The sequence below is a fragment of the Marinimicrobium koreense genome (assembly GCF_003762925.1).
GTDB classification, from domain to species: Bacteria; Pseudomonadota; Gammaproteobacteria; order Pseudomonadales; family Cellvibrionaceae; genus Marinimicrobium; species Marinimicrobium koreense.
The window spans coordinates 176,183-199,573 of the sequence record NZ_RJUK01000002.1; the positions used below are offsets into that span (position 1 = coordinate 176,183).

General features: G+C 60.2%; 17 protein-coding genes and 1 other RNA gene. 13 read left to right on the plus strand and 5 right to left on the minus strand.

All coding sequences use genetic code 11. The features are described from left to right. Positions 1–69 precede the first annotated feature (69 nt). The 9 genes from uca to ssrA all read left to right on the plus strand — a co-directional run bounded on the left by uca (position 70) and on the right by ssrA (position 12,475). Positions 70–3,708: an urea carboxylase gene (gene uca / locus EDC38_RS13330; protein WP_123639073.1), complete on the plus strand. Its 3,639-nt coding sequence runs from the start codon at positions 70–72 to the stop codon at positions 3,706–3,708. Between the two features lie 217 nt (positions 3,709–3,925). Then, positions 3,926–4,627 (plus strand): GntR family transcriptional regulator, encoded by a 702-nt coding sequence (locus EDC38_RS13335; protein ID WP_123639074.1) that lies wholly within the window; start codon positions 3,926–3,928, stop codon positions 4,625–4,627. 152 nt (positions 4,628–4,779) lie between these two features. Beyond that, positions 4,780–6,036 (plus strand): urea ABC transporter substrate-binding protein, encoded by a 1,257-nt coding sequence (gene urtA, locus EDC38_RS13340; RefSeq protein ID WP_425462033.1) that lies wholly within the window; start codon positions 4,780–4,782, stop codon positions 6,034–6,036. Between the two features lie 83 nt (positions 6,037–6,119). Further along, entirely contained in the window at positions 6,120–7,742 is a 1,623-nt protein-coding gene (urtB, locus tag EDC38_RS13345; protein WP_123639076.1) for an urea ABC transporter permease subunit UrtB, read from the plus strand. A 34-nt stretch (positions 7,743–7,776) separates the two neighbouring features. After that, positions 7,777–8,922 (plus strand): urea ABC transporter permease subunit UrtC, encoded by a 1,146-nt coding sequence (urtC, locus tag EDC38_RS13350; RefSeq protein WP_123639077.1) that lies wholly within the window; start codon positions 7,777–7,779, stop codon positions 8,920–8,922. After that, positions 8,919–9,743, plus strand: coding sequence for an urea ABC transporter ATP-binding protein UrtD (urtD, locus tag EDC38_RS13355; RefSeq protein ID WP_024462333.1), 825 nt, complete (start codon positions 8,919–8,921; stop codon positions 9,741–9,743). The genes urtC and urtD overlap by 4 nt, the downstream gene beginning before the upstream one ends. Before the next feature lie 212 nt (positions 9,744–9,955). Further along, on the plus strand, positions 9,956–10,651 hold the full coding sequence (gene urtE / locus EDC38_RS13360) for an urea ABC transporter ATP-binding subunit UrtE (protein ID WP_123639078.1): 696 nt from the start codon (positions 9,956–9,958) through the stop codon (positions 10,649–10,651). 143 nt (positions 10,652–10,794) lie between these two features. Then, the gene (locus EDC38_RS13365) at positions 10,795–11,934 is read left to right on the plus strand and encodes an OmpA family protein (protein ID WP_123639079.1); all 1,140 of its coding nucleotides are present in this window, start codon (positions 10,795–10,797) and stop codon (positions 11,932–11,934) included. Positions 11,935–12,117: 183 nt separating this feature from the next. Continuing rightward, positions 12,118–12,475, plus strand: a transfer-messenger RNA (tmRNA) gene (gene ssrA, locus EDC38_RS13370). 58 nt (positions 12,476–12,533) lie between these two features. Here ssrA and EDC38_RS13375 read toward each other — a convergent pair. After that, positions 12,534–13,958 (minus strand): GTPase, encoded by a 1,425-nt coding sequence (locus EDC38_RS13375; RefSeq protein WP_123639080.1) that lies wholly within the window; start codon positions 13,956–13,958, stop codon positions 12,534–12,536. 93 nt (positions 13,959–14,051) lie between these two features. Here EDC38_RS13375 and EDC38_RS13380 point away from each other — a divergent pair, with 93 nt between their 5' ends. The 3 genes from EDC38_RS13380 (at position 14,052) to EDC38_RS13390 (ending at position 18,527) form a co-directional block, all read left to right on the plus strand. Further along, positions 14,052–14,831, plus strand: coding sequence for a hypothetical protein (locus EDC38_RS13380; protein ID WP_123639081.1), 780 nt, complete (start codon positions 14,052–14,054; stop codon positions 14,829–14,831). A 168-nt stretch (positions 14,832–14,999) separates the two neighbouring features. Beyond that, positions 15,000–16,706 (plus strand): DUF5666 domain-containing protein, encoded by a 1,707-nt coding sequence (locus EDC38_RS13385; RefSeq protein WP_123639082.1) that lies wholly within the window; start codon positions 15,000–15,002, stop codon positions 16,704–16,706. Between the two features lie 117 nt (positions 16,707–16,823). Next, a complete protein-coding gene (locus EDC38_RS13390) occupies positions 16,824–18,527 on the plus strand; it encodes a S8 family serine peptidase (RefSeq protein ID WP_123639083.1) in 1,704 nt (567 codons plus the stop codon). Positions 18,528–18,538: 11 nt separating this feature from the next. Here the strand turns inward: EDC38_RS13390 and EDC38_RS13395 are convergent, their stop codons facing one another. The 4 genes from EDC38_RS13395 to pbpG form a co-directional block, all read right to left on the minus strand. Further along, positions 18,539–19,441, minus strand: coding sequence for a hypothetical protein (locus EDC38_RS13395; RefSeq protein ID WP_123639084.1), 903 nt, complete (start codon positions 19,439–19,441; stop codon positions 18,539–18,541). A gap of 65 nt (positions 19,442–19,506) precedes the next feature. Next, the gene (locus EDC38_RS13400; protein WP_123639085.1) at positions 19,507–20,214 is read right to left on the minus strand and encodes a hypothetical protein; all 708 of its coding nucleotides are present in this window, start codon (positions 20,212–20,214) and stop codon (positions 19,507–19,509) included. A gap of 66 nt (positions 20,215–20,280) precedes the next feature. Next, positions 20,281–20,793 (minus strand): RNA polymerase sigma factor, encoded by a 513-nt coding sequence (locus tag EDC38_RS13405; protein ID WP_123639086.1) that lies wholly within the window; start codon positions 20,791–20,793, stop codon positions 20,281–20,283. A 148-nt stretch (positions 20,794–20,941) separates the two neighbouring features. Further along, positions 20,942–21,901, minus strand: a complete 960-nt coding sequence (gene pbpG, locus EDC38_RS13410; protein ID WP_123639087.1) for a D-alanyl-D-alanine endopeptidase — start codon at positions 21,899–21,901, stop codon at positions 20,942–20,944. Between the two features lie 110 nt (positions 21,902–22,011). On the opposite strand from pbpG, the gene EDC38_RS16580 reads away from it, so the two are divergent. Continuing rightward, positions 22,012–23,250 (plus strand): bifunctional alpha/beta hydrolase/OsmC family protein, encoded by a 1,239-nt coding sequence (locus EDC38_RS16580; protein ID WP_123639088.1) that lies wholly within the window; start codon positions 22,012–22,014, stop codon positions 23,248–23,250. The last annotated feature ends 141 nt before the right edge of the window (positions 23,251–23,391 follow it).

The following is a 23,391-nucleotide window of genomic DNA, read 5'->3' on the forward strand; positions in this document are numbered from 1 at the left end:
CATTGAACGCGCCATCCGAGCAACGCCCTATCCGCCCCGAACCCATACGCTGATACACGGAGAACACACATGTTTCACACCGTCCTGATCGCCAACCGCGGGGAAATCGCGGTTCGCATCGCCCGCACTCTGAATACCATGGGCATCAAATCCGTCGCCGTCTACTCTGATGCCGACCGCAACAGTGCCCATGTGGATGCGGCCGATGTCGCCATCGCCCTGGGCGGTGAGAGTGCCGCCGACAGTTATCTCAAAGTGGACAAGATTCTGGCGGCCGCCAAAGAAACCGGTGCCCAGGCCATCATTCCGGGCTACGGCTTTCTGTCAGAGAACGCGGACTTCTGCGAACAGTGCGAAGCCGCCGGCATTGCCTTCTGTGGTCCCACGCCCCAGCAGATTCGCGAATTCGGTCTGAAACACACCTCCCGGGAAATTGCCGAAAAAGCCGGCGTGCCACTAACTCCCGGCACAGGCCTGCTCAACTCCCTGGACGAAGCGAAAAGCGCCGCCGAACGCATCGGTTATCCGATAATGCTCAAAAGCACCGCCGGTGGCGGTGGTATCGGCCTGACCCGCTGTGATAATGAGGCCGCACTCATTGAGGCGTTCGACAGTGTGAAACGCCAGGGCCAGAATTTCTTCAGTGACAGCGGCGTTTTCCTGGAACGCTTTGTCGACAACGCCCGTCATGTGGAAGTGCAGATTTTTGGTGACGGAAAAGGCAGTGTGCTCGCACTTGGAGAGCGGGACTGCTCACTGCAGCGTCGCAACCAGAAGGTGGTGGAAGAAACCCCCGCGCCGAGTCTGCCCGCCGCCACCCGGGAAAAACTGATGGCCGCTTCGGTGAGTCTGGGCAAGGCGGTGAATTACCGCTCGGCCGGCACCGTGGAATACATCTACGATCCGGTGCGGGACGATTTCTACTTCCTCGAAGTGAACACCCGCCTGCAGGTGGAACACCCGATCACCGAAGCCTGTACCGGAGTGGATCTGGTCGAATGGATGATCCGCACCGCCGCGGGTGATGCCCCCGACCTGAACCAGGCAATCGACCCCAAAGGCGCGGCCATTGAAGTGCGCGTCTACGCCGAAGATGCAGTACGGGATTTTCAGCCCTCCCCCGGCACCCTCACCGACGTTCACTTTCCCGAGACCGCCCGTATCGACACCTGGGTATCCACCGGCACCGATGTGTCGCCCCACTATGACCCGATGATCGCCAAGATCATCGTCACCGGTAACGACCGGGCCGAGGCCATCGCCAACATGGCGGCAGCACTGGACGAAACCCGCATGGCCGGCATCGCCACCAACCTTGATTATCTGCGCCAGATCGTGGCGTCGGACTTCTTTGCCTCCGGCGATGTGGCCACCAACAAACTGGCCAGTTTCGAGTACCAGCCGCCGGTAGTGGAGGTCATGCAGCCAGGCACCTACACCAGCATTCAGGATTACCCCGGCCGGGTCGGCTACTGGGGCATCGGCGTGCCCCCTTCCGGACCCATGGACGACTACGCCTTCCGTCTGGCCAATCGCATTGTGGGCAACCACGAGCACAGCGCCGGATTGGAGTTTACGATTGTCGGCCCCACCCTGCGCTTTCATACCGATACCGTCATCGCCCTGACCGGTGGCCGCACACCGGCGACGCTCGACGGCGAAGCCATAGAGTTCTGGCAGCCGGTCAGAGTAAAAGCCGGCCAGGTATTGGAAGTCGGCAAAGCCGTCAACGGCTGCAGGACTTACCTCGCGGTGCGCAACGGCTTTGATGTGCCCGAATATCTGGGCAGTCGCTCGACCTTCGCACTGGGTCAGTTTGGCGGCCACGCCGGGCGCGTTCTGCGCGCAACGGACATGTTACGGGTGAGCGACCCGGCGCTGCCCGCTTGCACCACGGCAGCGCCCACCCATTCACCCCAACCCTGCCCCACCGCACTGATTCCAGAGTACGCCCAGGAATCCGACGAGGGTCCGCGCGAATGGCACATCGGCGTGCTTTATGGCCCCCACGGTGCCCCGGACTTTTTCAAGGAAGAGTCCATTGAGATGTTCTTCAACACCGCCTGGGAAGTGCACTACAACTCCAACCGCCTGGGCATCCGGCTCAATGGCCCCAAGCCGAGCTGGACCCGCAGTGACGGCGGAGAAGCGGGCTTGCACCCGTCCAACATTCACGACACGGAATACGCCGTCGGCTCCATCAACTTTACCGGCGATATGCCGGTCATTCTGACCAAAGACGGCCCAAGCCTGGGCGGGTTTGTCTGCCCGGTAACCATTGCCAAAGCGGAGCTGTGGAAAGTCGGCCAGGTGAAGCCCGGCGATAAACTGCGCTTCAAACAGCTGAGTTTTGATGAAGCGCTGGCCATGGAAAAGGCTCAGGATAAAGCGATCACCGATCTGTCCGAGCCTGAACCGGTGGGTGATTTCACTATTCCTGTACCGGACCACTCGCTCTCTCCCTGCATTCTTGCCGCCCTACCGGCCGCCCAAGGGCGCCCCGAAGTGGTTTACCGTCAGGCAGGTGATAAATACATTCTGATGGAATACGGCCCGCTGGTCATGGACCTGCGTTTCCGGTTGCGGGTACACGCCATGATGGAAGCCCTCAAGGAAAAACCCATTAAGGGCATTATTGAACTTTCCCCCGGCGTTCGCTCGTTACAGGTAAATTACGACAGCCGGGTTCTGCATCAGCGTGAGCTGGTGACACAACTGCTGGCGATCGAAGAACAGCTGCCGCTCGTGGACCAGATGCGCGTGCCCAGTCGCATCATTAACCTGCCGATGGCGTTCGAGGATTCGGCAACGCTCGAAGCGGTAGCCAAATATCGGCAATCGGTGCGTGATACCGCGCCCTGGCTGCCCAGCAACACCGAGTTCATGCGCCGGATCAACGGACTGGAATCCATCGATCAGGTGCGCGAGGTTCTGTTCAATGCCAGCTACCTGGTACTGGGGCTGGGAGACGTTTACCTGAGCGCGCCCTGCGCCGTACCCATTGATCCCCGTCACCGACTGCTGACGTCCAAGTACAACCCCGCGCGCACTTACACCGCCGAAGGTACGGTCGGTATCGGCGGTGTCTACATGTGTATCTACGGTATGGACTCGCCCGGTGGCTATCAGCTCGTGGGTCGGACGCTACCTATCTGGAACAAGTTTCTGAAAAGCCCGGTATTTATCAATGGTGAGCCCTGGTTACTGCGTTTTTTTGATCAGGTGCGCTACTACCCGGTCACCGAAGCCGAACTCACCGAGCAGCGCGAAGCGTTTCGCGAAGGTCGCCTGAGCATCGACATAGAGGAGACCTGGTTCGATATTGCCGAGCATGAACGTTTTCTGGAAGAGAACGCTGAGAGCATCGCCGCGTTTCAGCAAAAACAGCAGGCTGCGTTTACAGAAGAGGTCGCGCTCTGGCAGGCCGATGAAGAAAAACAGGTGGAAGCCGCTCTGCAGGCCGGCCCCGCCATTGACCCCAACGATGTGGACGGTCATGCCGTGACCGCCGACATCAGCGGCAATATCTGGAAGCTCCTGGTGGAGCCGGGGCAATCGGTGGAGCCGGATCAGCCGTTGCTGATTGTGGAGGCCATGAAAATGGAGTTTTCCATCTATGCCGACCGCAAAGCCACCGTCAGTGCCGTGCACTGTGCCCCCGGAAAGCCGGTCAATGCGGGCGACATTCTGATGGTGCTCGAAGACTGATCACCGTCAGCCTCGGGGCGAACATGAGGCAAATGACGTATTGCACGCATCATTTAAGTGCACACCCGGGAGCGCCTTAGAGCGCTCCTTTTTTTACTCTCCATAAAACCTGTTGTTTTCTCAGTCACTTACCGGATTTCACCACCAGATTTCGAGTTTGGCACAGTTCCTGCTGAATACCATCTTGCATACATGATCATATTCAAGGCGGACAGCAGTGAATCAAAAATCGGATCGCCCAAGTTTGACCGAGCGGGTCTACAGCGCCCTCAAGCAGGAAATTTTTGATTTCGTGCTGCTGCCCGGAGACCGCTTTACCGAAAGCGAAATCGCCCAACGCATGTCCGCCAGTCGAACCCCCGTGCGTGAAGCCCTGACGCTTCTGCAGAGAGAGGGTTTTGTCGATGTGATGTTTCGCGCGGGCTGGCAGGTCAAGCCGTTCGATTTTGAAAAGTTCGATCAGCTGTACGAGTTACGGATCGTGCTTGAACAGGCCGCAGTGAGAAAGCTCTGCGAAATGGAGGGAACCCCGGACCTGGACGCACTCAAGGAATTCTGGCTGGTGCCGGTCAGCGACCGACTGGACGACGGGCCCACGGTGAGCCTGATGGATGAACGCTTTCACGTTCATCTGGTGGAGGCTTGCGGCAACGAAGAGATGGCCCGGGTCCATCAAAACATTACCGAACGGCTGCGCATCATCCGGCGCATTGATTTCACCCAGCGGCCACGGATTGAGGCGACCTATCAGGAACACGCAAAGATTCTGCGCACCATCATCAAGCGCCGCTCGGACGAAGCCCAACGCCTGCTGAAAACGCATATTGAGGAAAGTCAGGCCGAAGTCAGAAAGATCACGCTGCACATGTTGCACGAAGCCCGTCAGGGGCACCAGTTACCGAAGACATCCAACCCCTGACCGACAACCCGATTTCAGGAGAACGTACGCCACTGTACCCACAACAGGATGTTTACCCAGCAATACACCGTAAAACCGACATCAATGGAGAATGACTCATGAAGCTAGCTCAACTACTCAAACCCATTGGCACCCTGGCGGTCGCCTGCAGTATGGCCCTGACGGGTCTCACGACCCACGCCCAGGAGGAAGACACCATCAAGGTGGGGGTTCTGCACTCCCTGTCCGGCACCATGGCCATTTCGGAAACCACTCTGAAAGACACCATGCTGATGCTTATCGAAGAGCAGAACAAGAAGGGCGGCCTGCTTGGCAAGCAGCTGGAGGCGGTGGTTGTCGACCCAGCCTCCGACTGGCCACTGTTTGCGGAGAAAACCCGCGAGCTGATCACCCAGGAAGAAGTCGATGCCATTTTCGGCTGCTGGACATCGGTTTCCCGTAAATCGGTTCTTCCGGTGATTGAAGAGCTTAACGGTATTCTTTTCTACCCGGTGCAGTACGAGGGTGAAGAGTCTTCGCGCAATGTGTTCTACACTGGCGCGGCGCCCAACCAACAGGCAATTCCCGCCGTGAACTACCTGATGAATGAAGTAGGCATCAAACGCTGGGTACTGGCCGGCACCGACTATGTGTACCCCCGGACCACCAACAAGATTCTGGAAGCCTACCTGAAAGCCAATGGCGTTTCCGACGAAGACATCATGATCAACTACACCCCGTTCGGTCATTCCGATTGGCAGAACATTGTGTCGGACATCAAACGCTTCGGCAGCCAGGGCAAACCGACGGCTGTGGTATCCACCATCAACGGGGACGCCAACGTGCCGTTCTATCGCGAACTGGGTAACCAAGGGGTATCGGCGGAAGACATCCCGGTGGTCGCTTTCTCCGTGGGCGAAGAGGAGCTGTCCGGTATCGACACCAAGCCTCTGGTCGGCCACCTGGCCGCGTGGAACTATTTCATGAGCGTCGATACCGATCAGAACGAAGCGTTCATTGAAAAATGGCACGACTTTATCGGTAGTGAAGAGCGCGTCACCAATGACCCGATGGAGGCGCATTACATCGGCTTCAACATGTGGGTGAAAGCGGTCGAGAAAGCGGGTACTACCGACACCGACGCTGTGATCGATGCCATGGTGGGTGTAAAGGTACCCAACCTGACCGGCGGCATCAGTGAAATGCTGCCCAACCATCACATCGAAAAGCCGGTTCACATTGGTGAGATTCAGGATAACGGACAGTTCCTGACCGTATGGCAAACCGAAGACCTCGTGCCCGGTGATGCCTGGTCCGACTACCTCGAAGGAAGCAAGGACCTGATTGCCGACTGGACCGACCCGGTCAACTGCGGCAACTACAACACCAAAACCAAACAGTGCCTGGGCGCCGCGCCAGCCGCGGAATAAACCAGAACGACAGGCCACAAGAAGCACCACCGCCCGGCGCAGCCCGGGCGGTGCACCCATTCTGGCAATAAGAGCACGCTGTTATGATTACCACTGGTCAACCAAGGACCCACGTTGGGCAACGGTTACTGCATTTTTTACTGCCACTGTTGCTGTGCATTGCAACGCCGGCGCTCGCTCAAGAGGAGAACGCCCTGGCCGAACAGACTCGAGCGGTCGCCCAGGCCAGTCTGATGCAACGGGACGACGCCATTGACGCCCTGGCGCAAGTCGCTCACCCGAGAGTTCCGATCGTACTGACGGCCCTGCTGGAAGGGAACCTGTACAGCGATGACGAAGACGAAAGCCGCATTCTGATTGAACGGCCCGATGGCAGCCTGGAGAACGCACTCACCGGAGCAAGCCTGGACGCCGCGATCGATACTAAACGCATTCCCGTCACAACGCGGATGCGCACCCAGATTCGCAACATACTCGCGCGCCTGAACCTCGATTCCGAAGATACCCAGACCCGCTACGAAGCAGTACAACGGATGATCAAAGAGGGCATCGACGAAAACAACATCGAACTATTGCAAGCTCGCAGCGATATCGAAGAGACGCGCCTGGTAAATGAAACCATTGAAACCGCCCTCTCTCTTTACGACCTCAAGAGCGACAACGAGCGAGTTCGCCTGTCCGCCATCCAATCGCTGCGTGGCTCACTGGTGGGCGAAGCCCGCAACGAACTGCGCCGTCTGCGCGATGACGACCCGGCGCCCGCCGTGCAGGAAGCCGCCGGAGAAGCACTGGCCTCTATCCAGACCAAACTCGAATTTTACCAATTCGTCGAAAGCATTTTCTTCGGCTTGAGCCTGGGCTCGGTCCTGTTACTCGCCGCCATTGGTCTGGCCATCACTTTCGGGGTAATGGGCGTGATCAATATGGCCCATGGCGAGCTGATGATGATCGGTGCCTACACCACCTGGGTGATTCAACAGCTGTTCCCGGGACAGATTGCCTGGAGCCTGGCCATGGCCGTCCCCGCGGCCTTCCTGGTCGCCGGACTGGTGGGCATTGCCATTGAACGAGGGGTGATCCGCTTTCTGTACGGCCGCCCCCTGGAAACCCTGTTGGCTACCTTCGGTATCAGCCTGATTCTTCAACAAGCGGCTCGCACCATTTTTTCGCCGCTGAACCGTAGCGTGACCTTACCTGACTGGATGAGCGGCTCGATGGTCATCAACCCGGCGCTCTCGCTCACCTACAACCGCCTGTACATTCTCGCCTTTGGCCTGATCGTGTTCTTCATGCTTATGGCCATTCTCAAACGCACCTCGCTGGGCCTCAAAGTGCGAGCGGTATCCCAGAACCGCCCCATGGCGCGCGCGGTGGGAGTGCGCGCCAGTTGGGTCGACGCCATGACCTTCGGCCTCGGCTCGGGCGTGGCGGGCGTGGCCGGTGTCGCCCTGTCGCAGCTGACCAATGTCGGCCCCAACCTCGGCCAGGCCTACATCATCGATTCATTCATGGTGGTGGTGTTCGGTGGTGTAGGCAACCTCTGGGGCACCCTGGTGGGCGCCATGGGGCTGGGCGTACTCAACAAATTCATGGAGCCCTGGGCGGGCGCGGTGCTGGCCAAAGTGCTGGTATTGGTGATGCTGATTCTGTTCATTCAGAAACGCCCCAAAGGCCTGTTCCCTCAAAAAGGACGGGCAGCGGAATAACCCCTGCCCTGCTGAAAGGTTTCGAGAGACACTTATGTTGACACAACGTTTACTACTCAGTGATCGGGGCGGCATGCTGGTATTGGGGCTGGTAGCCCTGATGGCGGTGATCGTTCCGGTCTGCAATATGCTGGTGCCGGAGAGTTCGCCCTTCCATGTTTCGACTTACCTGGTCACCCTGATCGGCAAGTTTCTGTGCTTTGCACTACTGGCCCTGTCGGTGGACCTGATCTGGGGTTACGCCGGCATCCTGTCCCTCGGGCACGGTGCCTTTTTCGCCCTGGGCGGCTACGCCATGGGCATGTACCTGATGCGTCAGATTGGTGATCGGGGCCAGTACGGCAATCCCGACCTGCCGGACTTCATGGTATTTCTGAACTGGGACAGCCTGCCCTGGTACTGGCTCGGTTTCGATATGTTCTGGTTCGCCGCGCTGATGGTACTGGTGGTGCCCGGCCTGCTGGCCCTGGTGTTTGGCTGGCTCGCGTTTCGTTCACGGGTGACCGGGGTCTACTTTGCGATCATCACCCAGGCGCTCACCTACGCGCTGATGCTGGCGTTCTTCCGCAACGAGATGGGCTTTGGGGGTAACAACGGCCTGACCGACTTCAAGGACATCCTGGGATTTTCCATCACTGACAAAGGCACCCGCAACAGCCTGTTTATCGCCTCGGCCATTATGCTCATTCTCGGCTACCTGGCTTGCCGCTATATCGTCACCTCTCGCATGGGGCGGGTGATTGTTTCCATTCGCGACGCCGAAAGTCGAACCCGTTTTTGCGGGTATAAAGTGGAAGCCTACAAACTCTGGCTGTTTGTGTTTTCCGCCATGCTCGCCGGCATCGCGGGCGCCCTGTACGTGCCCCAGGTGGGCATCATCAATCCCGGTGAATTCTCACCCCTGAACTCCATCGAGCTGGTGGTCTGGGTTGCGACCGGCGGTCGCGGGACGCTTTACGGGGCCATTGTTGGTGCCTTCTCCGTGAACTACGCCAAAACCCTGTTTACCACCTGGTCACCGGAGAGCTGGCTGTTTGTGCTCGGCGCCCTGTTTGTGATTGTCACCTTGATTCTGCCCAAGGGCCTGGTGGGTCTGTTTGATCGCCTCAAGCGCAAAGGCAACAAGACCGATCCCCAGACCGGAGCCGACCAAACAACCGAACCCAAGGAGGCACCATGAACCTGATCAAGCAAGCCCATCAATTCAGTCAGAGGGCGCTACCCAAACGGGATCCGAATTTTGGTAAACCCCTGGATACCAGTCACGGCCCGATTCTGTACGTTGAAGGCGTGACGGTCAGTTTTGACGGCTTCAAGGCGCTGAACAATCTGAACCTGTATGTAGACGATGGCGAGCTGCGTTGCATCATCGGCCCCAACGGCGCCGGAAAAACGACGATGATGGATGTGATTACCGGCAAAACCCGGCCCGATGAGGGCAGCGTGTATTTTGGACAACAGATTGACCTGTTGAACCTGTCCGAACATCAGATTGCCCGGGGTGGTATCGGCCGGAAATTTCAGAAGCCGACCATTTTCGAAGCGTTGACGGTATACGAAAACCTGGAGCTCGCCACCGCCGCCGACAAACGAGTCTGGTTCACCTTGACCCAATCACTCTCGGCGGAGCAGACGGACCGGATTGACTCAGTGGTTCGCCAGATCGGTTTATTGTCGGAGGTTCAGCGCCCCGCCGGTCTGCTTTCCCACGGTCAAAAACAATGGCTGGAAATCGGCATGCTGCTGATGCAGAGCCCCCGGGTGTTGCTGGTGGACGAACCCGTTGCCGGGATGACCGGCGAGGAGACCGAGCGCACCGCCGAACTACTTACTTCCCTCGCCGGCGATCACTCGGTGATTGTGGTGGAGCACGATATGGCCTTTGTGCGCTCGATCGCCCGCCAGGTCACGGTGTTGCATCAGGGCTCGGTATTGGCCGAAGGCACCATGGATCAGGTGCAGAACAACCCGAAAGTCATTGAAGTGTATTTGGGCGAATAGTGTGGGTAACGGCGGATGCGCCTTCGGCTCCGAACCGTCGGACCGATCCGCTCTACGCACACCTCAAATGTTTCTTGGTGGGATCGGCTCGACGGTTCGGAGCCAAAGACTCAACAGGTGGCGTAGTAGCGTAGGGCGGATAAGCGCAGCGCATCCGCCGTAAATACCCCCTAAAACAACCAACGACCTGGACTGTAACTACGGAGACCCCCGTGCTAACCATCGAAACCGTCAACCAATATTACGGCCAAAGCCACATCCTCTGGGACCTGTCCCTGGAAGTCCGTGAAGGCACCTGCGGCTGCCTGCTCGGGCGCAACGGCGTGGGCAAAACCACACTGCTCAAATGCATCACCGGTTTGCTGCCCATTGCCGAAGGAAGTATCCGGCTCAACGGCAAAGACATCAGTAAACTCTCCACCGAAGCCCGCGCCCGGGCCGGCATCGGCTACGTACCCCAGGGCCGGGAGATATTTCCACAGTTGACCGTCGAAGAAAATCTCAAAATCTCTCTCGGCGCACGGGGCGACGGCCAGACGAAAGTCCCCGATCACATCTACGAGCTGTTCCCGGTACTTCTCGATATGCGCCACCGCCGGGGGGGCGACCTGTCCGGCGGCCAGCAACAGCAACTGGCCATCGGACGGGCCCTGGTGCTGGACCCGAAAGTTCTTCTGCTGGATGAGCCCACCGAGGGCATTCAACCCAATATCGTGCGCGATATCGGCAACGTGATAGGTAAACTCAACCGGGAAATGGGGCTTACCGTATTGCTGGTTGAACAGAAACTGCCGTTCGCCCGCAAGGTGGCCGATGACTTTTTTATCATGGAAAAAGGCCACACTCAGGCATCTGGTGCGATTGCCTCTTTGGACGACCATCTGGTACAGAAGTATTTGAGCGTATAACCAAACGTCGGATCGTCATCAATCGACCCTGAGAATGCGGGTGACTTGAATCACATTGTTTCACCCCCATACACGGACTGCTGATAAAGCCTGTTACACTCAGCAGGTATCACTTGCCACGGAATCACTCAGGAGAGACATTAATGGCACTTAAGTTTGGAATCCCGCTGACGGCACTGGCTCTCGCGGCCACACCGCTTTCCCACGCTGACGACCACGACCTGCACCACCCCACCTTTGAGCTACATGGTGGCCTGGGGCGCACGGTATTTGACACCCCACTGGAAGACACCGGTCACTATCAGCTTGGCCTGGGAATGAACCTCGGCGAACGCTGGGGCCTGGAATTGATGGCCTCGCAATTCGATACCGAGCAGAGTGAAACCGGTGTGGATATCGACGGCGAACAGTATCGCCTCGACGCGCTCTATCACTTGGCCGATCGCAACCAGCGCGCCCGCCCCTATTTCGCCTTCGGCGTTGGCGACCAGGAGCTGTCAGGCCCCACCCTGGCCCGCGCCCAGAACGACACCCTGATCAATGCCGGTGTCGGGGTCAAATACCAACTGTCCAAACGCTGGTTGTGGCGCACCGATATGCGCCTGTTCAACAACCTGGATGCCGAACACACCGACTTCGCCATCAGCACCGGCCTGAGCTTCCTGTTCGGTTACGACGACCGCCCCGCTCGGTCAACCGCGCCCGCCCCAACCACACCACAGGATAGCGACAACGACGGGGTGATCGATAACCGGGACCAGTGCCCGGATACGCCCGAAGGGGTCCGCGTCGATGCCCGCGGCTGCGCCCTGGACAGCGACCGCGACGGCGTGCCGGACCACCGGGACAACTGCCCCAATACCGCCCGCCAATACCGGGTGGACGATCAGGGCTGTCCGGTTGAGCTGACCGAGTCGGTCTCCATCGAAATGCAGGTGCAGTTTGAGACCAACAGCGCCGAGGTTCGGGAGCAGTTCATGCCCGAAGTGCAGCAGGTCGCCGACTTTATGCGCCAGTTCGACCAGACCCGGGTCACCGTCGAGGGCCACACCGACAGCAGCGGCGCCGCCGCCTACAACCAGCAACTGTCCCAGCGCCGCGCCGACGCGGTCCGTGACGTGCTGATTGAGCGCTTTGGCTTGCCCGCAGACCGGGTAGAGGCGGTTGGTTATGGGGAGGAGCGCCCCATCGCCGATAACGACACCGCCAGCGGCCGCGAGCAGAACCGCCGCGTCGTTGCGGAGATCAGCGCCGATGTGACCCGCACCGAAACCAGAGACTGATTCAGGAAAGAAGGCGACAGCGGCCGTCTTGGGGGTAATGCGACCTTGCGTTACCCCTCACACGGCCCTACAATGCTCCCAATTCTGGAACTTCCGGCTTTTCCGGTAGTCTCATGAATCGCAGGGTTCGAGTTCGGCCAGCTTGACTGGCACTCTGCCCGACGCGACCAAATTCCCCTTTAAGGGGCCGATTTGGATTCGACGCCGGTGACGAAACTCAAGGTGCATGTCGTGATGGCAGCCAATCACGTTAATCCAAAGCTGCAACTTAATAGTTGCCAACGACGACAACTACGCTCTAGCAGCCTAAGAACCTGCTAGCGGTCAATAGCAAGGTGCCAGTACCGCGTTATTGACTGTCAAATAGAACTGGATCGCGGTGAAGTTCGCCTGTGGCGGATCCGTTAAAACCTAAACAGGATCGCGTCTTACGTCCTGCCCGTTGGGCTGTAAGAGGCTAAATCAATAAACGGAAACTAAGCATGTAGAGCCAAGAGCGGAGTATCGGCGGACGGGGGTTCAACTCCCCCCGGCTCCACCAATAAACAACCCTCAGATCGCAAGATCTGGGGGTTTTTTATGGGTGGCTCTGCGTCGGCTTACTCCTTGGGCCCCTGACGAAACAGCCCACGCGCCGCGCGCCACGCCGTGCCGGCGGCACCACGCAACTGACGGCCCGACAACTCTCGATTCTCCGCCTGGCGGCGCCGGTGCAGGTATCGCCAGTAGTGGCACCGCTCCGCTTGGGCATAGTATTGGTTGAAGGCGGCCTGTAATGGCTCTCGGGCCTGCTCAGAGTGTGGGTCCGCCAGTGAGAGAGAAATGATCTGCTCGGCCGGAATCGACAGTTGCTCTGCCACCACCGCCAACGAAAAGGCCTCTCCCTGCTGCTCCAGGTGCGTCAGGGCCACCAATAGTGGCGGTTCCGGCTGTCCGGCGCGGCGCCCCAACCAGCGTTGCAGTCGCGCCAGTTGCTCGGCATCGTCTTTCATACCCTCGGCGCCGGCATCGCTGACCCAGATGATGAGATCGGCCGCTGCCACCGCCGCGCGCGCTCGGCGCCGGGGCAATGTTGGCCACGCGGGGGTATCCCACAGTTCGAGCTCGCCCCAGACCGGTGACGTGATTCGGTGGGCGTTGATCCACTTATCACTGGCGTTCGGGTTGATGTCGGACTGGCCGCCGGCCAGTGCCTCGAGCAGGCTGGTTTTACCACTGCCGGCCGGGCCGAGCACCAGGACCTGCAGCGGCTGCCCCGTGCCGGCGATCAGCTCGCCGCTGAGCAACAGGTTTCCGCTGTACAGCTCAATAGCGTAGAACCCCACTTTGCGCACATATTCCTGCAGCAACCAGCGCTGCATGCGCTCGCTGCCGTAATCCAGAATATGGCCACCCACGGCGCGGCTGAACTCCTGGTACAGTGCGCTCGTCGGGCTGATCAACGCCCGCCCCATGCGGAACGCATTGTGGTAGCGCGTGGCGGTCTGTTGCAGGCGCCGGGCCCGCACCAGGTTGCCCAGGCTGAGGCGATGGCTGAAGGGTACCGTATGCACAATTTCCTGACGCAACTCACGACTGGCGCGCTCGATGATCAATAGTGCGTGGGGTACCGTCAGCTCAAGCAGCGGCCGCTCCTTATCCGGGAAAAAGTGCCCGGCCACCCGCTCCAGCGCATGCTGTCCAAGCAGCCAGAGTGCGGAACCGTCGCTGAGGGCGTATTCCGCGGGGTCCGCGCTCTGCGCCAGAGCCTCCACCTGGGTCCAGGCGCCTTCGGCCGTCGTGGACCAGTGGCCGCTGGGACCGGTGCGCGCGTCCGGAATCCGGCGCTTGTCGGTGCGCGCCAGCCACAGCTGGAGCATCAGCGCACAGCCGCCGCAAATGGCCAACAGCAACAACCAATAGGCCAGGTACCCCGTTTGCCAGAGCCAGACCACGCCGGCCACCGGAACCGCGGTCAGCGGCAGATAGGTCAGCACCAGCGCCAAAAGACGCAGGCGACCGAATTGGCGGATCAGGTCTTTCATACCGTCACTATATCAAAGGAGCTTTCTTCACGGTTTGGAGTCGAAGCGTCGTATAGTACTCACCGACCTACGACCGTTTTTGAGGGATGACACATGCCGCTGCTTTCCGGATTCCTGCGCCGCACTCTTGCGCTGAGCGGGCTTACCTCCGCTCTATTGATGGCGCTACCCGCGAGCGCTTCGCAGCCGGAAGACCTGCTCCAGACCCTCGACCAGCTGGAGCACAACCGCCCCGTTCGCGTACAACTGTTATCGGCGCTCTGGCGTGCCGAGGGCAAAGGCGACGACCGGGAGGAAGTCGAGGTGTCGGTGAACACGGTCATCAACCGGGGCACTGATGGCATCAGCGTGACCTACGGCTGGCCACTGCTGGATCGGCTCGATGCCGAAGCGAACCGCCTACTGGAGGACCCGGATGCCCGCACCCCCACCACTGATTTCATGTGGCGCCTGGACCTGAACGAGGTTCGCCCGCTTCTGAATGCCGCCGCCCCGCTGCGCCGGGAAATCCAACGCTCGAGCTTTCGGACCCTCGTCACCGACCGCTGGCAGGGCCAGCCCGCCCGCCGTCTGATCTTTGACCGGGACAAAACGGTGCTCGACGAGCGAGCCCGAAAATACGTCAAACAGTTCCACTCCACCCTGGAAGTCTGGGTGGACGACGCCGGGATGCCCCTGGCCAGCCGTCTCAACCTTCATGCCAAAGGAAGCCTGCTGTTTGTCATCCGCGGCGAGTACCGGGAGGAGTCCACCCAACACTATCAGGTATTGGATGGTCACCTGATCGTCCGCGAGCGCCAACGCTGGCGGAAAACCGATATTCCGGGCGAGCACCATGAGACCCAACTGACCCAGACGCTCCAGCCTCTGTGAGCGAAGCCATCACCAACCCCCAATATTGTGTGACGCCCTGCACATTTTGAGAAACCGATCCGTCTCGAGGGAATAAAATCCGGCGCCAAGCGTTGTCGCTAATGAAACACACGGAAAGGTGGCGCCACGCCGCCTTGGTAATGCGATCAACGACGAAGAGGTCTCGCCATGAAACATCTGAAAAAAAGTGCATTGGCCACATCCATCGCTCTGGCTCTGACAGGCTGCGGCGGCGGCAGCAGTGATTCCGCCCCGAACGCCAACAACCCCGGCGGCAACAATTCAAGCGACAAAGTCATCTCCTCCGGTGTCATTACCGGGTTTGGCAGCGTTTACGTCAACGGGGTGCGCTACGACACCGCCAACGCCGAGATTGAGTTTGAAGGCGAAGGCCGCATGTCCGAAGACGATCTTCGCCTGGGCATGCGGGTCGAGATCGAAGCAGAACAGGACGGAGACGACCGCCGCGCTACCCGCGTGATGTTCGACAAAGACCTGAAAGGGCCGGTCAGTTCTGTCTCCCCCAACGCCGAGGACCCCACCCAGGGCACCCTGGTGGTACTCGGTCAGACCGTGACCGTGGATGCGAACACGGTATTGAGCAGCGACATTGCCGACGCCAATATGGACGGACGCATTGACCTGAACGACCTGGACAGCAGCCAGGGCCGCGTGGTGGTCGAGGTCAGCGGCTTCCCGACGGAAGAGGGCTTTATTGCCACCCGTCTGGAACGTCTCAACCAGAATGACGACGACAGCGACGACGATGACAACGAAGCGGAGGTCAAAGGGGTCATCGCCAATCTGGACACCACCAATGGCACCTTCATGATCCGGGATCTGCTGGTTCATTACGACCTGTCCGCCCTGGACGATGACATCGAAGACGGTGAGCTCAGCAACGGCTGGTTTGTAGAAGTCGAAGGCGAGGTTCAGGCCGACGGCAGTCTGCTGGCCAGTAAAATCGAACGCGAAGACGATCGCTGGGACGATGACGATGAGCGCGAAGGTGAGTTCGAAATCGAAGGCATCATTCAGGCCGTCGATACCGACAGCACCCCGAACAGCGTCACCATCAACGGGGTGGTGATTCCCATGGCAGACGCCAGTGCGCTGGTCAGCCTGGTGGGCGTCAAAGTGGAAATCGAGGGATCCTTCAACGCAGAAGGCCGCCTGGAAATCGACACCGATGACGATGGCATCAAGCGCGAGTGGAACAACAATGTGGAGATCTCCGATCGGGTCGAAACCGTCGGCGCCACCAGTTTCACCACCCGCCTGGGCGTGACCGTCACCCCCACCGGCCTGAGCCGGGTGGAAGACGACGATGAGGACGACGGCGATCGCCTCAACCCGGAAGACTTCATGGCTCGGCTGCAAGCGGGCGACAGTATTGAAGCCCGGGGTTATTTCGCCGAAGACGGTACCCTTACCTGGACCCGGATCGAACGCGATGACGATGAGGACGATCAGGAATGTTCCCTGCGCGGCCCGGTAGACGCCGACAGCATTGATGCCTCCGCCGGCACCTTCACCATCCTGGGTGTGACCATCGATACCGCCAGCATTGTGGACGATGACGCCTTTGGCGATGACGACGACAGCATCCTCGGCCGGGCGAGCTTCTTCACGACCCTCAGTGGCGGTGCGGTGATCGAAGCCGAGAGCGACGAAGACAATGCCGCCGCCTGCTCTGACGGTCTGCTGATTGCCGAGGAAGTGGAGTTCGACTGGGATGACGACGTCGAAACCACCTACGATCGTGACGATGATGACGATTCGGACGATGACAGCGATGAAGATGAAGACGACGATCAGGACGATGATGACCAGGAAGATGACGATCAGGATGATGATGACAGCGCCGAGTCATAAGGCGTAACCACTCGCCGGGCCACAGGGAAAGGGCCCGGCACTTTGCCATCGATTGCCAAACCTGTCGTCCCTGCTCTATTCTGCTTCCCCCCTTCGACGTGAATCGAGCCCATAACCATGCCTGCAAACGGTCTCCTACCCAGCCCTCGCCTGCTACTCGCCAGTCTGCTGGGCGTTGTGTTGGGTGCCGGAACGGTTCAGGCGGACTCGCCCTTTTCCTTCACCAGTTCCTCCCAGACACTCTATCTGGCCCAGGTTGATGACAACGACCTGGATGAACTGGACGACGACATCGACGATGAGCTTGAAGACCTTGAGGACGAGCTGGACGATCTGGATGATGACATCGAAGACGAGTTGGAAGATGACCTGGAGGACCAACTCGACGACGAACTGGAAGATGAACTGGATGATCTTGCAGAAGACGCTGCCGAGGACGCCATGGACGACGATGCGGAAGACCTCGCCGAGGAGCTGGCCGAAGAAGCGGCCGAAGATGAGCTGGAAGACAGCCTGGATGACGACGCCGAGGACCTTGCCGAAGACCTGGCGGAGGAAGCCGCTGAAAATCGACTGGACGAGGATGATTGGGAAGACGAGCTCGACGACATTGACGACCTCGAGGATGAGCTGGACGATGATGACCTGGACGATCGCTTCGATGAGGACGATGAACTGGCCGACGCTCTGGAGGAGCGGCTGCTGGACGCGCTGGAAGAGGATCTGGACAGCCTGATCGAGCTCAATACCGGCGACCTCATCGTCCGCAACGAAATGCTGGTGCTGGCGGACGACGAGTTGCTGGAACAGTTAAGCCGCCACCCGGCACTGGACCTCAGAGAGCGACGGCCGCTCTCTGCACTGGGAACCAATCTGGGAAGTTTTGAGGTCAAAGGCGACGTGCCGCTGGAAGCACTTCGCACCGAGTTGCGCGAACGCTATCCGGGGCTGTCGGTCGACTTTAACCACGGCTACGAATACCACCAGGGCCCGACAACCGCGCCCGATGCCCCCCTGACCCTGTCAGCGCTTTACTGCCCCGGCGCGCCCTCCCGTTCGGGTACCGCCATTGGCATGCTGGATGGACCGGTGAATACCCGACACCCTGCGTTTGCCCGTGCGCGCCTGCAACAGAAAGCCTTCGCCGCACGCCCCTCTTTCCGGGATCTGGAGCACGGAACCGCCGTTGCATCGCTGTTGGTGGGGCGAACTAAAGACTGGGAGGGCCTGGTACCCGATGCCGAGCTATACATTGCCTCGGTATTTTCCGAACAGGCCCAGTACGGCTCTATTGCTACCACCCAGACCCTGATTACGGCCCTGGACTGGCTGGCGTCCCGGCCGGTGGAGGTTATCAATATCAGCCTCTCCGGTCCCGCGAATCAGACGCTGGAAACCGTTCTGGAACAGATCCGATCCCGCGGCATACTGCCCGTTGCCGCCGTGGGCAATGCCGGCCCACTCGCCGACCCGCAGTATCCGGCCGCCTACCCCACCGTGGTGGCGGTGACCGCCGTCGACCGGGCGCTCGACCTCTACCCCTATGCGGTGCGTGGTGATCACCTGGATTTTGCCGCCTATGGCGTCAACCTGACCGTCGCTTCAGGAGAGGATGGTTTTACCCGGGTATCCGGCACTTCGTTTGCCTCGCCAGTGGTCACTGCCCTATTGGCCCGGCAACTCGCCCATACCGGCTCGCCGGGGCAGGCGCTTCAAGCGCTGAGTGAGGACACGGTGGATTTGGGTGAACCCGGTAAGGACCCGCTGTTCGGCCTTGGACTGCCGGGGAAAAGCCAACTGATAACGCCGGCCTCCCCCTGAGGCCCGCCGCCTCAAAGCAGCTCAAAGGTAAAGCGCGCTTCCAGGCGGTTGTCGGTGTAATCCACACTCTCGAGATTGGAGCCATAGTCCCGATGCTCATAGCGCAACTCAAGCTCCAACCGCTTACCCATCGGGATTTCCAGGCGCGCCCGCCACCGCTCACGCTCATCCAGGCGCTGGCCACTGGCGGGAGTCGAGGCACCACTGAGGTACTGCCGTTCCTCGTAGCGCCAATCCAGCTTGAGCGTCGCCCAGTCTGAAAGGCGACGGTTATACAACACACCAAACCGGTGCCCGTCATAATCAAACCGGAACTGTTCGGCGCGCTTGGCATTGAACCGGTAGTTGGCGCTGAGGTAGTGCGCCGTTCCGTCCAGAAAATAATAGCCCGCGAACTGCGCCCGGGTATCGTCGTTATTGCGCTCTGGTGCCTGCAATAAATCGGTCTGTTTGAACGCCAGCTCCCCGCGCAGATACCAGACGCGGTTAAACAAACGGGACGCCTCCAGGGCGATCTGCCGGTTCTCCAGCAGGCGCTCGCCGCCCAAATAGGCAATGCTGCCATCGAGGCGTGTGGTCCAACGCACCGCCCCCAACCGCTGGCTCAGGTTGCCGTAACCATAGTGAAGATCCAGGTCATAATCCGGGTGCTGGTCGAAGCGTCGCTGCTCCATAAAATATCCGGCACCGATCTCGCGCCCGCCGCCCAGCCCCTGTTCCAGGTCAAGGTCCACCGAGCCGACCCAGGCCGAACCCGACTCCCGGGACACCGAATCCAACTCCTCGACCACCAGGTTGTCTTCGTGGCGTGCACCGGCCGACACCGACAGATCCACTGCGTCCCGCAGGGTATTCCACGGGGACTCCTCGGCGAGGGTCGCCGAAGCGGCAAAGCCCAGCAGGCACGAAGCCATGACATTGAGTCCAGTGGCACCGAGCCAACCGGACCGGGGACGCCATGCGGCGGCCGTCACAGCCCTCATTGCCCCGCCCGGCGCAAGCGGGCCGCCTCTTCCGCCTCGGTCAAAGGCTCACCGGCCTGCAGCCCCGCAAGTACTGCCGCCACGGTATCCGTGGGTCCGGCCGCGGGCCGATAGCCCTCCGGCACGGCGTGGGTTTCAGACACCAGGGTTTGCCACTCTTCCCCGTCGACCCGACAGGCCAGCCCCGACAACGTATCGGCGCCCACTCGCCCGGCGTACTCGCGGCACCATCGGCCCTCGGCGGTCTCGTAGCTGGCCAGCGGCATTACCTGCCAGCCGCGATCAGCGTCCGTTCGGCGCTCACCGCTCGGGGTCTGCTCCAGGGTCTGATAAACAAACCGCTGCATGGCCTCGGCATCCGGTTCTGGGCTTGTCGCCCAGAACAGAACCGCGCTCAGCGCCACGACCACCGACGCGGCCATGGCCCAGTGAGACGGCGCCACCCCCAGACGCCCCGGGAACCGAAGCAGGCGTCCCCGGGCGGGGGACTTCGCCGTAGCGGCACGGGTCAGCCGCTCTGGAACCGGCTCGTTCAGAACACCGTCCAGGCTGGTTTTGATCCGATCATCCAAGGCGCGCAAACGCGCGAGCGCTGCGCGCGCTTCGGCACTGTCCGCCAGCAGCGCTTCGGCCCGGGCCGTGCCTTCCGGTCCGGCCTCACCGTCGGAATAGGCCATAATCAGTTGAAAATCGGCGTCGTTCATTGTGCTGTCCTGTTTTGTGGTTGAGCTCAAGGCTGCCTTGTGGTTCGGCTCAAGGCTGCTTATGGCTCAAGGCTGCTCGTTTGCCTGCTCCGTGGGAGCCAGAAGCTCCTGCACTCGCAGGCGGGCGCGCGCCAAACGGCTCATGACCGTGCCCTGTGGAATCCCCAGTTGCTCCGCCACCTCCCGATAGGAGTGGCCTTCAACGACCACCAGCAGCATCACCGCCCTCTGCTCCTCGGGCAACTGCTCCAGGGCTTTCAGGGTGTGCCTGAGCAGGTCTTCGTTCTCAGCCCGGTCGGCACTTTGGGCATCTTCCAAGTCCGGCATAGCGTTCTCCGGCACGCTGACCGGTGAGCGTTTTGCACGGCGCAGGTGATCAATCCGCTGGGTCTGGATGATCCGGTACAGCCAGGAGTCCAGTCGGGTGTCCGGCTGCCACTGATCCTGTTTGACCAACGCCTTTTCGCAGGCGGCCTGTACAAGGTCATCCGCCTCGTCCCGACTGGCCGTCAAGCCCAGGGCAAACCGCCTCAGGCGCGGCAACAGCGCTACCAGCTGCGAACGAAAATCCAGTGTCATTCAGGCCTCATATTCCAGACAACGTACCGGGGCGGGTTTTATTCCCCTTTGGCGTAGAATAAAAACTGTGACGCCAAATAGCCAGACAAACAAAAAAGCCACCGGACGGTGGCTTTGAGCGCTGGTATCGAGCCGACACCGGCGGCGGTCAAGGCGATTGAGCGGCACCGCTTTCCGCCACTTGCTGCCCGCTCAAGCGTTCGGCGGTTTCCTGTTCGTAGCGCAACGCCGCCTGAGCCACGGTACTGGCGGTGCCGTTTTCGATCCACCGACGGATCCGACCGGCATCGCCCAAGGGCGTGCGGGTACCGAAAGAGTTCAGAAGAACCACCGCGGTCGGTTCGCCATTCATTTCCGTCACCATGACCAGACAGCGCCCGGCCGCCGTCAGGTAACCGGTTTTGGTCAGATCCACATCCCACCGACCACTGTGCACCAGCGGATTCGTGTTACCAAAGTGCAGGGTGTAGCCCGGCTTGCGAAAGCGCACACTGTGGCGCCCATCGGCACTGAGCTCTCGAAGGGTTTCATTTCCGTAGGCGGCCTGCGCGAGCTTCAGCAGATCGCCGGCACTGGAGACGTTGTCATCCGACAGGCCCGAGGAGTCGACAAAGCGGGTGCGGGTCATGCCAAGGGAGCGGGCCTTCTCGTTCATCGCCTCAATGAAGGCGTCATAGCCCTCGGGGTGATGGCGGGCCAACAGATAGGCGGCATAGTTTTCCGAGGACATCAGGGCAATACGCAACAGATCGCCGCGCTGGGCTTCAGATCCGGGACGCAGGCGGGAGAAGGCGTTGGCCGCCGGTGGAAAATGACGCTCCTCGACCGTCAACCACTCATTCAGAGACGCGCCGGATTCCAGGACCACCAGCCCGGTCATCAGCTTTGTGACCGATGCGATGGGCATGCTCCAGTCGGCACGTTTGGTGTAGAACGGGGTTTCAGCACCAATAGGAGCCACCGCCGCACTGACCGAGGCCAGCCTCAGCCTCTCGGGGTCCGGGGTTTCCTCGGCCAGGACCACCGGGGCCAAGAGCAGGGCCAGCAATGCCCCACAGGGCAGGAAACGTGCGATTGACGACGATCTGACTTTATTGAATAGGGTCATGAATCGGAAGGTTCTCTTATCGTGGGTTCTCGTAACCGGGTTTTATATTAAGGTATTCTAACGTAAGTTTGACCATCGCGCTGATCGCTCAATTCCAGAATGGAGGTTCCATGCCACGCCAGAAAGTCGAATTTACCAACGCCGAGGGCCATACCCTGGCCGGCGCTCTGGAACTGCCCGACAGCGGCACCCCCAAGGCCTTCGCCCTGTTCGCCCACTGTTTTACCTGCGGCAAGGACGTGATCGCCGCCACCCGCATCGCCCGTACCCTGGCCGATCAGGGCATCGCGGTGCTGCGCTTTGACTTCACCGGCTTGGGCAGTAGCGAGGGCGATTTCGCCAATACCACCTTTTCGAGTAATGTGTCGGACCTCGAGGCCGCCGCAAAGTTTCTCGGCGAAGAGCACCAGGCTCCGGCCCTGCTGATCGGCCACAGCCTGGGCGGCGCCGCCGTTCTGGCGGTGGCTCGAAGGCTGAAATCGGTACAGGCGGTAGTCACCATCGCCGCCCCCGCGTCCCCCAAGCACGTCGAACACCTGTTCGCCGATCAGGCCTGCGACATCCGCCAGGAAGGCCGCGCGCCAGTGACCATCGCCGGGCGCACCTTTGAGCTGGGAGCGGAACTGCTGGAGGACCTGGAGAACTGGCCACTGGAGGAAACCGTCGGCGCCCTGCGCAAACCTTTACTGATTTTCCACTCCCCTGTGGATCAGGTGGTCAACGTGGATGAAGCGGCAAAAATTTTCCAGGCCGCCAAACACCCCAAAAGCTTCGTCTCGCTGGACGACGCCGACCACCTGCTCAGCGATCAGAGCGATGCCGACTATGTCGCGCTCACTCTGGCCGCCTGGGCCAGTCGCTACCTGAAACTCGAGCCGGTCAAGGCGCAAAGTCACGACCGCCCCAGCGTCGAGGCCGGCGAAGTGCTGATTACCGAGCAGGATGCACACTTCCTGCGCGGGCTGTACACCGCCGACCACCAGTGGCAGGCGGACGAGCCGAAAGACAAGGGCGGCAGCAATGAGGGCCCCAACCCCTACGATCTACTATTGATGTCCTTGGGGGCCTGCACGTCCATGACGCTGCGCATGTACATCAATCACAAAAAGCTGCCAGTGGAGAATCTGGAAGTCCGTCTCAGGCATGAGCGCGTCCACGCCGAGGACTGCCAGGATTGTGAAGCCAAAGACGGCATGATCAGCGAAATTCACCGGGAGCTCCGCTATGATGGCTCGCTGAGCGACGAGCAACACCAACGGCTGTTGGACATCGCTGACAAGTGTCCGGTGCACAAAACGCTCAAGGGCGAAATCCGGATTCTCACCCGTAGCCCATTCGTCGCGTCATAACCACAGTCATCATGTCAAACCTCCGGCCCGAATGGGCCGGAGCCTGCGCTGATCACAATTCATCAAAACTTCACCCTTCTGTCACTTTTATTCCCGCCAACCGTCATATTTCCCGTTTAACGTTATCGCGTCCGCCAAAGC